Below are 11,107 nucleotides of genomic sequence, written 5' to 3' on the forward strand. Positions count from 1 at the left end.
TAGTTGATAGTTGATAGTTGATAGTTGATAGTTGATAGTTGATAGTTGATAGTTGATAGTTGATAGTTGATAGTTGATAGTTGATAGTTGATAGGACGCAAGCGTCCGAATTTACACCCTCTACCCTCTATTCACTATCCACTATTCACTATTCACTAACTATTCCCCAAAAACAATTGATAAGCAGGATTGGTGCGTTCATCCCAGTAGCGATAGGGGGTGCGATCTAGAAAATCTGCCCAAGCGTTCATCTCCGTTGGTGGTACTTCGATGCCGATTAAAATTCTGCCGTAATCGGCACCATGATTGCGATAGTGGAAGAGGCTGATATTCCAGTCAGGGTTCATGCTATTGAGAAATTTGGTGAGTGCGCCCGTGCGTTCGGGAAACTCAAATCGATACAGGAGTTCGTCTTGAGCTACTGGAGAACGTCCGCCGACGAGATGGCGGAGGTGAAGTTTGGCCATTTCATCATCGGTGAGATCGAGTGTCTCAAAGCCTTCGGCGGTGAGCTTGGCGATAATTGTGGCCGTATCTGCCCGATTTTGGACTTGGATGCCGACAAAAATGTGCGCTTGGGTGGCATTAGCCATTCGGTAATTAAATTCGCTGAGATTGTGAGTACCCAAACAGGTACAAAAGCGGCGAAAACTACCGCGTTCTTCGGGAATAGTCACCGCTAGAATTGCTTCGCGATGTTCGCCGACTTCCGCCCGCTCCGCCACAAATCGCAGTCGATCGAAATTCATATTCGCGCCACAAGCTACTGCTACTAGGGTTTTACCCTCGATCGATTCGCGCTCGATATAAGCCTTTGCACCCGCGACAGCCAGCGCACCAGCCGGTTCTAGGATCGATCGCGTATCCTCAAACACATCCTTAATCGCCGCACAGATATCGTCGGTATCGACCAAAATCACTTCATCAACGTACTTCTGGCATAACCGGAAGGTTTCGACGCCCACTTCCTTGACCGCTACCCCATCGGCGAATAAACCCACGCGATCGAGTTTTACCCGTTCGCCAGCAGCTAGCGATCGACTCATCGCATCCGCATCCATTGGCTCTACCCCAATTATCTTCGTCTCTGGGTACAGCCGCTTCACATACGCTGCAATCCCCGCTATCAAGCCCCCACCGCCGATCGCTACAAAAATCGCATGAATCGGTTGTTGATACTGACGTAAGATTTCCATCCCAATCGTCCCCTGTCCGGCAATCACATCGGGATCGTCAAAAGGATGGATAAATGTCAATCCGCGTTCTTCACCTAGATGACAAGCATAAGCATAGGCATCATCATAAGTCTCACCCCACAAAATCACTTCTGCACCCCTAGCCGCCACCGCATTTACTTTCATGTGGGGGGTCGTCACTGGCATCACGATCGTTGCTGTCGTCCCCAGTTGTTTGGCACCTAATGCGACACCCTGGGCGTGATTGCCCGCCGAAGCCGCAATTACCCCTCGCGCCAACAGTTCCGGCTTGAGTTTGGCCATCTTGTTGTAGGCTCCCCGCAGCTTGAAGGAGAATACGGGCTGCATATCCTCTCGTTTGAGCAAAATCTGATTTTTCAATCGCTGGGAGAGGATCGGAGCACGATCAAGTGGTGATTCGATCGCCACATCATAGACGGTAGCCGTCAGGATTTTTTGGAGGTAGTCGGGATCGCTGGACATGGCCGGAGCAGGTGGGGATTGGTGTAAATCTAGTCTACTCGATCGATTCCACAAACATTAATGCTGTGGGGGCAGGTTTGTCCGATAGTTATCGTTACAACAATAATTTCTAGCATAAACCCGCCCCCTACAGATCTGTGTTAATTTCCAGATATCGCCGTTGCAATATCTTCACGAGTAGCACCGAGAGATAATAGCGATTTGATTAATAGATCGATCGAGACTGATTCTAATAAGTTAAAATCTTTGCTCGAATTCTACAACAGCGCGATTTTCGCCGAAGAGATTGGTCGAACCTCGGAGTAAAAATTGGTCGTTGATGCGATAGCGGATGCTGTAGTAGGGCGACTCGCCATTGGTGAGGATTTTGAAGACAGAAGTAGAGACTTTGGGGGTGATATTGGTACCGATCTCGGCGGCAATCCCGAAGGTGGAATTACTATTGGTATTCGGATCTTTGGTAATCGTCGGGAACAGTCGAAAATCGCTCAAACTCAGCACGTCGCTAATCCGATCTTGAAGACTATTGAGGAGATTGGAACTGGCGAGGCTAATCACGCCCAGGCCGATATCGCCACCAGATGTCAGGCGTTCGGCGAGGGCACCACCGAGGAGGAGAACGATTTCGGGTTGGGTGCGGGCGGGGGTGCTGGTGAGTTCGAGTCGCTGGGTGATTTGGCTAGCGAGTCCAGCGACGCGGGCTTCGACTTGGACGGTTTGGACGGAACCGAGGCTAGTAGTATAAAAATCGGCAGGTCGATCGATTTCACCATTGCTAGCTGTTCGGGCGATCGAGTTACGTTGGGCGAAGATACTAGAGTTACTTTCGAGGGTTCTGGCGTAGAGGCGGAGATTGAGGACGGGATCGGTGCCCAATGTGGGAAAGAAGTCGGCTGTCTGCGGATCGCTGGTGAGTCGAAATTGAGTGGTGAACAGGTTGACGGAGCCTTTTTGGAGCTTGACTTGGCCGAAGGGACGGGGATTGTCGATCGTCCCTTCGAGATCGATTTTACCAGTGGCGATAAAGTTCAAAATCGGCGCGCGGGTAATTTGGAGATTGTCGCCGAGGGTGAAGTGGAGATCGCGTAGTTGGATCGGTTTTTGAGTGGGTGCTGCTGCTTCGGCAACTACAACTGTGGGGGCAATCCCTAAGATCGTGGGCGTCGTGTCGGCTGTTTCGGGCAAGAACACTTGGCCATTACTAAGCTGGATATCACCAGCTAGGATGGGATTGAGGGCGGTACCGAGAATCTTGAGTTTGCCATTGACATCGCCTTTGTATTTCTGTTTGAGATCGACGGCGATGCCATCCATTTGAATGGCGAGTTGCTGGTTCTCGGCGATCGTCAAGGCGTCGGAAATCGGGATGATGCCAGCGACCGAAACTTGGCCGCGATTGAATTTTCCAGTCAATTTTTGGACTTCAACTCGATCGAAATCAAAGATAATTTCGCCATTGACATCGGTTAAGGGTTCAGGGATGGCGATGCTTTTGATTCGGCCTTTGGTAATCTTGGCAGTGCCTCGGGCCGTGAGGGTTTCAATAGTACCCGAAGGTTTCATTTTCCCATCGATCTTGAGGGCGATTTTACCTTGCCCATCGAGCCAGTGTAGTTGCTGTTTGCTAAAGATATCTAGGACTTGTAAACCCTGATTTTGGAGGGCTAAATCGATTTTAATGTTCTCACTCGCTGTAGTTTGGCGGGCGAAGGGTAATTGATAAGGAATGCTGCCAGTAATCGCGATCAGATCTTGTTGGGAGACGATCGGTGCGTTGGCAAAGTTGGCATTAGTACTAAAATCCAGTCGGCCATCATTGTACCCAAAGTTGCCCCTCACATCTTGAAGCTTGACATCGTCGATCGTCCCGTTACTGAGGGAAATCTCGCCATTCGCGCGCGGATTGGCGAGGTTGCCACCAATTTGAGCGGAGAGATTAACGCCACCTTTAATCGCGACTGGCAGCTCGAACAGGCTGGCGAGGGACTCTGCGGGGAAGTTTTGGATGTTGACTTTGGCATTTTGGTTGGTCAAGCTAAAGTCTCCCGCAACATCAATCTGACTATTATCGATCGTCAGATTGAGTGGCTCGAAATGCAGTTTGCCATTGCGCAAGTTGCCTTGAGCGCGGATGAGATCGAGCCGATAGCGATCGAGTTGCCATTTGGAGCCAGCGAGGTTGAAATCGCTAGTGAGTCCGGTTTTGGCATTATTAGCGATCACGATTTCGCCGCTAAAGTTGCCTTGTAAGTTACCCAGGTTGGGAATCGAATTGGTTTCTTGCTGGCGATCTGCTTCGTGATTCAGCCAGCGGCGGAGTTCGGAGAGCCGCCGCAGTTCGTTATTGAGGGGTTGGGGACGATTGGCGATTTTCTCAGTGGCGGTGCCGAGAGCGGCAGCGGTACCGTATTTACGGCGATTGAGTGGGGTGAAGAGATCCTCGGTGCTGAAAATCTGGAGCAGGTTGCGGATATCTTCAATACTGCCGCTGGAAACTTGTAATTTGGCTTGGAATACAGGGGCACTAGCCCCAGGCTGGAGGCTGGCGTCGAGGCGATACAGATTGGCACCGCTATAAATTTCGGTATTTTGGAGATCGAGTTGCCCATTGGCGTAGCGAAAATTAGCGAGTAAGCGATCGCCTTGAAAAGCACCGAAGATCGGATTGGTAACTTCAATTCGATCGCCACTAACTTGATAATTAGCCAAGTTAATCGCTAAATTGCCTGTCGCAGTTCCGGCAAATCGATATTGCTCAATACCCGATTTTTTGGGAATTAAGGGTTGGAGTAAAGCGATCGGTAAGCGTTCGACATTAATCCCTAGCACTTGACCATCGACACTACCTTTAGCAATTACATCTTGTTGTTTGAGATCGAAATTTTGGGGCTGAAAATTGCGATCAAGCGATAGTGCTAATCGATCGGTTTGACCGGCAAAAGCAATGTCAACACCCTGTCCGGGATTAGCACGAATATCTCCATTCAAATTGCGATCGAATATTAATGTACCGATTTGAAAATTAGTTAATTTAGTTTCACCAGCAACCAGGAGATTGGCGACACTATTTGACTGAAGATCGCCACCGAGTTGCCAATTAGCACTAATTTGTCCGGCTAGTCGATTGGCGGGAGGGGCAGCGGCACCGATGAGATCGCCGACACTTTTGGGTGCAAATTTAGCGAGTTCGCCAATGTTCAAGCGATCGACAATCGCTTTGCTCTGCCATTTTCCGTTGGCGATCTCTAAATTATCGACTCGAACATTGCCACCAAGCAAGTTGTTAATAGTACCGTTACCGCTAGCTTGAATGCGTTCGAGTTCGGGAGTATTCAGATCGCCAGATGCGATCAGCTTACCAGTTAATAATCCCGCTTGAATGGCTCTCGGTAGATCGCGATTGACGGCACCTAATTGTAAGCCTCGGACTGCCAAATTACTCTGCCATTCTCCAGCATTGAGTTGGAGATTAGTAGCAGCGACTTCACCACCATTTGCTAATCTTAATTTTCCATCACCATTAGCTGTAATTGCTGTTGGTGAGAGCTTGTTTGTGTTACCAGCAATATTAAAGTTGCCGATAATTTTACTAGCTTGGAGTGGGAGTGATAATCGATCGTTAAAGTTGCCTAGTTTGAAATTAGCGATCGCGAGCTTGCTAGACCAATTACCGTTGGCTAATTGTAATTTTGTCGCTCTAACTTTACCCTCGGCTAGCTGTAATTGGCCATCACCATTAACCTGCAATCGATCAAGCTTGAATTTGGTTAATTCTCCGGCTGCAACAAAATTACCAGTCAGTCGGGCTGGTTGTAATCCTATTGGTATTTGAGTGCTAAAATCACCAAGTTTGAGGCGATCAATTCCAAAATTTCCGCGCCATTTACCGGATCTAATTTCTAATTTCTGGGCGCGAATCTGACCGCCAGCTAAACTAAGATTGCCATTACCAATGACACTAATTTGATCGGGCTTAAGTTGTCGCAGATCGCCAGCAACTTGCACATTACCATCGAATTTCGCATTTTTAAATTGTCGCGGAATGGCTAGTACTAATCCACCTAAAGTTAATGTGGAAGATTGGAGATTACCCTGCCATTTACCACGATCGAGTTGTAAGTTAGTACCGACAATCTTACCTTGCGGTAATTCGATTTCACCCTTGCCGAAGCCCAGCAAAGATTCAGGTGTAGCGGAATTGAGATTGCCAGTAAGCTGAGCTTCACCACTGAGTTGGCCGCCGACTTGGGAATTAAACTCAGATAATTTAAGCTTCTTGGTGGTAAATTTTCCTTGCCAATTACCTTTGGCAAGAGTTAAGTTCTGCGACTGGATTTCTCCAGCTTTTAATTTAATCTTCCCTCTTCCTTGTGCCGAAATATTATCAGGCGTAATCTGCTGTAAATTATTGCCACTGACTTGAAGATTACCACTAATAATTCCTGGCGGTAGCTGTACTTTAGATTGAGCTATTGGGGCGTTCGTAGCTTGAGCGATTTCGTGAGTGGCTAGTTGTTGTAAATTGAGGGCATTACTGCCGATCTGAGCTTGCCATCGACCTCGATCGATCCTAATCCGATCAACAACAATCTGTCCGGCTGGTAACTGCAACTTTAGTTGCCCACTGGCTTGTAATCGATCGAGTTGAGGATCGCTATTTAAACCCGTCGCCTGAATATTGCCACTTAATTTACCACTATAGTTAGTTGCTAGATTTAAGCCGCCAATTTTGGCTAATTGCTGAGTATCGATCCCTTGTGGTTGTAAATTGAGCTGCCAGTTAGTTTTGGTGATAGCTCCAGTTGCCAGGACTTTGCCAGCAGCCGTTGTCAGCGTCGCGCCTCGGATCAGTGCCGTTCCGGTTGGGGTAATTTGCAGATCGGTACTGACGGGATATGTCGCCTGAGGTGCAACGACTTGGAGATTGGTATAGATCGCCGCCCCAGTGCCCTCGATCGTGCCGCGCACTGACGTATCGCCAACTTTAACCTGGGCGGGTAATTTGGCACCATACAGCCGGCTGAGGGCATCGCCAGCCAGCCGTTCGGCTTGGAACTCAAAGCGAGTCTGGGGCGTTTTTAAAAGCTGGATTTCGCCTTGAGTTGTAACTTTACCGCCTAATTTAGGTTGCGCGGTTGCGTCGATTTTAATCCGGCCATCGGCCAATTTAAAGTTACCATTAACTCGATCGATCTGGACTCGATCGACTTGAGTGAGTTGGGTATTATTAAACTTACCAGCTAGAATTGGTCGATCTAATTTGCCCGTTAATTGTAACTGAGCGACGGCAGCACCTGATAATGGGAAAGGCGACTTAATATCGATACTTTTAACCAGATCCGGCAGCGTAATCGGAGCGGTTTGGGCACTGAGCTGATAACCAGTCACATAATTCAGATTGCCCGCGACTACGCCCGCTACTCGATCGTATTTAGTTGTGACATTATTAAATTTGACATCCCGTTCCGATACATTAATAAAACCATTAATTTCATCTAAACTGCGCGGTACATTATTAATCGTCAGTTTGCCATCATGAATCAACAGCCTACTACTAATTTGCAGATGTTTTTGGGGATCGATCTCTAAATTTAGATCGCCATCTACCGTGCCGCGATCGATTCGGACTTGGGGGATTTTAACAATCCGCGTTGCCGCAGCAGCATCTAATTTTTGACCCTTAACAACTAATTGGGTTGCACCATTGGCGATCGAACTATTCCCACTAATGCTGGCTTGTCCGCTCCCAAACTGTGCACCACCGTCAAATTTCACTCGATCCTGAGCATCATTGAGATCAGCTTGGAGATTAACTTTGTCGATCTTAATTGGTTGCGGGTTGTCACTATAAGGCAGGATCGTCACTTGTGCATTATCAATTCTCACCGTACCGACGACAATTTTAATCGGCTGTGGAGATTGTTTAGATTGAGGCGGAATATTCAACCATTCCCCGCGCACATTCTGGGATAGTGAAATCTGCGGGGCAACTACTCGCACATCGAGTTTCAAGGTGCGATCGACTACTAATTTTAGCGGGTTAAAATTAACAAAAGCATCTGGAACTACAAGCTGATTGAGATCGCTACCATGAGCCGGAATTGTAGCATTAGTAATATGGATCTCGTTGAGCCAAATATCTTCAATTTTGCCTAGTTTAATCGGTCGCTTGAGACTCTTGGTTAATTCTTGCTCTACTATCGGTAAGAGCTGACTTTTTGCCCACGATTGACCGATATAGATGCCAATTATCGACAACAGGCATAAACCCAAACCAATGATGCTGCCAGTTTTTAAAAATAACTTCAGCCAACGACGAGAGCTAGGTGGTAAATTACTGGTCAATTGCGGCTGTAGAGGTTGTGGTGGAGGCTGGGCGTTCGCGTTTGGCTCGACGGAGATGTCCAACTGAGGCTAAAATCGACACGGGCACTAGCTGAAACTAACTATTGACCTAAATTCGATCGCGAGCTGACAGCCCCGCTCAAATCCAAGCCTACTTGGGTATTGTGCCCAATGTTAACACCCGATCGGTACAATCGCAATTTCCGGTTATGTGTATCTGTGGATGAAAGTAGCCAGTATGATGCGGATATCTCGATGAGCCGCAATTTACCTGCTATTTGCTACCCAATCGATTGTTTTTTTACTATGTCAATCGACTCTACCTAATGATGATGAATGCAGCAATGGCTGGGATGTTCCACTAGATCGATACTTACATTTCGTCACTAGCTGCTGTAACCTCAGCTAACAATGTTGCCGATCGGGATCGATACCGTCCGATCTTAGTAACGCTCGCAATATTTACAGTTTGATTACATGAAAAAACTAGCAAATAAATTCAGCCATCTCACCGCGATCGATCGGACTAAAATATCATCACCAGTCCAATTTTTACTCGATCGGGATCTACTCAGAGGTCGAATTCTCGATTTTGGGTGCGGACTGGGGAATGATGTCAAGCTTTTGGAGCGCAAGGGTTTGGATATTACTGGCTACGATCCTTATTATTTACCGATTGATCCAGTTGGTAAATTTGAGACGATTTTTTGTTGCTATGTCCTGAATGTATTGATGCCAGAGGAACAAGCTGACGTACTGATGAATATCGCTTATCTGCTCAAACCTGGTGGCAAAGCTTATTATGCGGTGAGGCGAGATTTAAAAAAGGAAGGATTTCGAGAGCATTACGTTCATAAAAAACCAACTTATCAATGTACGGTCAAGCTCCCATTCAAATCGGTTCAGCTTAATGAATATTGTGAAATTTATGAATATGTCCATTACAACCATCAATGGAATTCAGCCAATAATTGTATCTTCTGCAATCCCCATCGCCAGCTAAATTTACTCACCGAATCAGCAACGGCTTATGCGATGTTTGATGGTTATCCTTTGAGTAAAGGGCATGTCTTAATCGTTCCCAAACGGCATATCAGCAACTACTTTGAATTGCCACCCAAAGAACAATCGGCTTGCTGGTTGATGGCAAATAAAGTTCAAGCAATCTTGAACCAAGAATTTCACCCCGATGGCTTTAATGTCGGGATGAATATTAATAAAGCAGCGGGACAAGCAATGAATCACGCCACTATTCACATCATCCCCCGCTATCAAGGCGATGCCAATGGTGCCAAAAGTGGGATGCGATCGGTCATTCCCAAGCAGGTTAGAATCGATCGTCGTGGCTAAACTCACCTACAAGAATTTTGCCATTCGATCGACCGCCAGTTGTAATTTTGCTGGCTCGTGTACCAGTGCAAAGCGGACATAACCTTCACCCGACTTCCCAAAGCCGACTCCAGGCGCAGCGGCAACCCCAGTTTGACAGACTAATTCCGTGCAGAAATCGATCGAGTTACGCGCCCATTGTGGTGGTAACTTCGCCCAGATATACATTGTTGCTGCCGGTGTCGGCACCTGCCAGCCAATCGCAGCTAAGGTAGTGATAAACGTATCGCGCCGTTGCTGAAACGTCTCTACGGTATGCCGGACGCAACTTTGGTCGCCACTGAGTGCGGCTACAGCACCGTGCAAAATTCCTAAATACTGATTAAAATCGACTACCGCCTTCACTTGGCGCAAAGCTTGAATTAAGTCCCGATTGCCGATCGCATAACCGATTCTAAAGCCGCCCATATTATAGGACTTAGACATCGTGAACAACTCGATCGAGACGCTTTTGTCGCGATCGGCTTGTAAGATCGAGGGTACTTGAAGATCTCCAAATACCATGTCCCCATACGGGAAATCATGCACTAGCACCAGATGATGTTGCTGACAAAAAGCAACTGCCTCTTCAAAGAAGGCTAGCGGCGCGATCGCGGTAGTAGGATTGTGTGGATAGCTCAATACCATCATCCGCGATTTGGCAAGGGTTGGAGCCGGAATATCCCCCAGTACGGGCAAGAATCCATTGTCGGCATGTAAGGGCATCGGGTAGATTTCGCCCCCAGCCAAATAGACGCCGCCAGCATGGGACGGATAGCCAGGATCCATGAGTAAAGCTACATCACCAGGTTCCAGAATCGCCAGCGGCAAGTGTGCCGTTCCTTCTTGGGAGCCAATCAGCGGTAATACTTCCGTCTCTGGATCGATACTTATCCCGTATTTGTTGGTATACCAATTTGCAACGGCTTCGCGAAATACCCGCGTCGCATTAAATAATAAATAACCGTGAGTAGTCGGATCGATTAATGCTGACTGAATTGCAGCGATGACATGCGGTGGGGTGGGCAAATCTGACGAACCCAGCGATAGATCGATGATCGGCTGTCCCAGTGCCCGTGCCTTTCCCTTGGCCCGATCCATGTCGGCAAAGACATTACTTTTTAATGGTTGAAGGCGTTGGGAGAACTGCATTTAAGTTAGTTGACAGTCGATCGTTGACAGTTGACAGCTAAACATATTATGGGCAATGCCCACTAATGATTTCTGCTGATTTTAATGTGGCAAATATTTAAGCAACTTAGTTCTAGAGATTACCATCGAGGATAGTTGCTAATTTATCTTTGGTAATGGCACCTTCTAGAGCATGAATGAGGGCATCACCCTTGAATAGACGAATCGCTGGAACACCTTCCACCTTATAGGCTTTGACGGTTTCGGGATTGGGATCGATTTCCATTTTGACTACTTTAACTCGATCTTGGTAATTATTCGCAATCCAGTCGATCGATGGTGCCACTAACCGACAAGGCCCGCACCATGCCGCCCAGAGGTAAACTAGTACAGGTAGCTCTGCTTGTAAAACTTCACTTTCAAATTGTGCATCATTGATGACTGTAACGCTACTCACTTTGATAAACTCCGCAAACGATCGTAAAGATATTATTACCCTCTAGATTAGAGCAAAACGCAGCTCAGCGGTAGGGGATGGAGAATAGGCTTTGGGTTTTAGGTTTTAGGGGAAGGGGAAAGGGGAA

Annotated in this window: 5 protein-coding genes; 1 reads left to right on the forward strand and 4 read right to left on the reverse strand. The window is 47.4% G+C overall.

The window, feature by feature from the left end; translation table 11 throughout:
- Positions 1 to 155: 155 nt before the first annotated feature.
- Together ilvA and RMO27_RS09625 are read right to left on the reverse strand one after the other, a co-directional pair.
- Positions 156 to 1,679: a threonine ammonia-lyase, biosynthetic gene (gene ilvA / locus RMO27_RS09620; RefSeq protein WP_309731779.1), complete on the reverse strand. Its 1,524-nt coding sequence runs from the start codon at positions 1,677 to 1,679 to the stop codon at positions 156 to 158.
- A gap of 237 nt (positions 1,680 to 1,916) precedes the next feature.
- Complete coding sequence (locus RMO27_RS09625; protein WP_309731781.1) at positions 1,917 to 8,087, reverse strand: translocation/assembly module TamB domain-containing protein; 6,171 nt, start codon at positions 8,085 to 8,087, stop codon at positions 1,917 to 1,919.
- A 414-nt stretch (positions 8,088 to 8,501) separates the two neighbouring features.
- Between RMO27_RS09625 and RMO27_RS09630 the strand changes: the two genes are divergently transcribed.
- A complete protein-coding gene (locus tag RMO27_RS09630) occupies positions 8,502 to 9,374 on the forward strand; it encodes a bifunctional class I SAM-dependent methyltransferase/HIT family protein (protein ID WP_309731783.1) in 873 nt (290 codons plus the stop codon).
- Positions 9,375 to 9,380: 6 nt separating this feature from the next.
- Here RMO27_RS09630 and RMO27_RS09635 read toward each other — a convergent pair whose 3' ends face one another.
- Positions 9,381 to 10,544, reverse strand: coding sequence for an LL-diaminopimelate aminotransferase (locus RMO27_RS09635; RefSeq protein ID WP_309731785.1), 1,164 nt, complete (start codon positions 10,542 to 10,544; stop codon positions 9,381 to 9,383).
- Between the two features lie 112 nt (positions 10,545 to 10,656).
- Positions 10,657 to 10,980 (reverse strand): thioredoxin family protein, encoded by a 324-nt coding sequence (locus RMO27_RS09640; protein WP_396133653.1) that lies wholly within the window; start codon positions 10,978 to 10,980, stop codon positions 10,657 to 10,659.
- Between the last annotated feature and the right edge of the window lie 127 nt (positions 10,981 to 11,107).

It is taken from the genome of Chamaesiphon sp. OTE_75_metabat_556 (genome assembly GCF_031378165.1).
GTDB lineage: Bacteria > Cyanobacteriota > Cyanobacteriia > Cyanobacteriales > Chamaesiphonaceae > Chamaesiphon.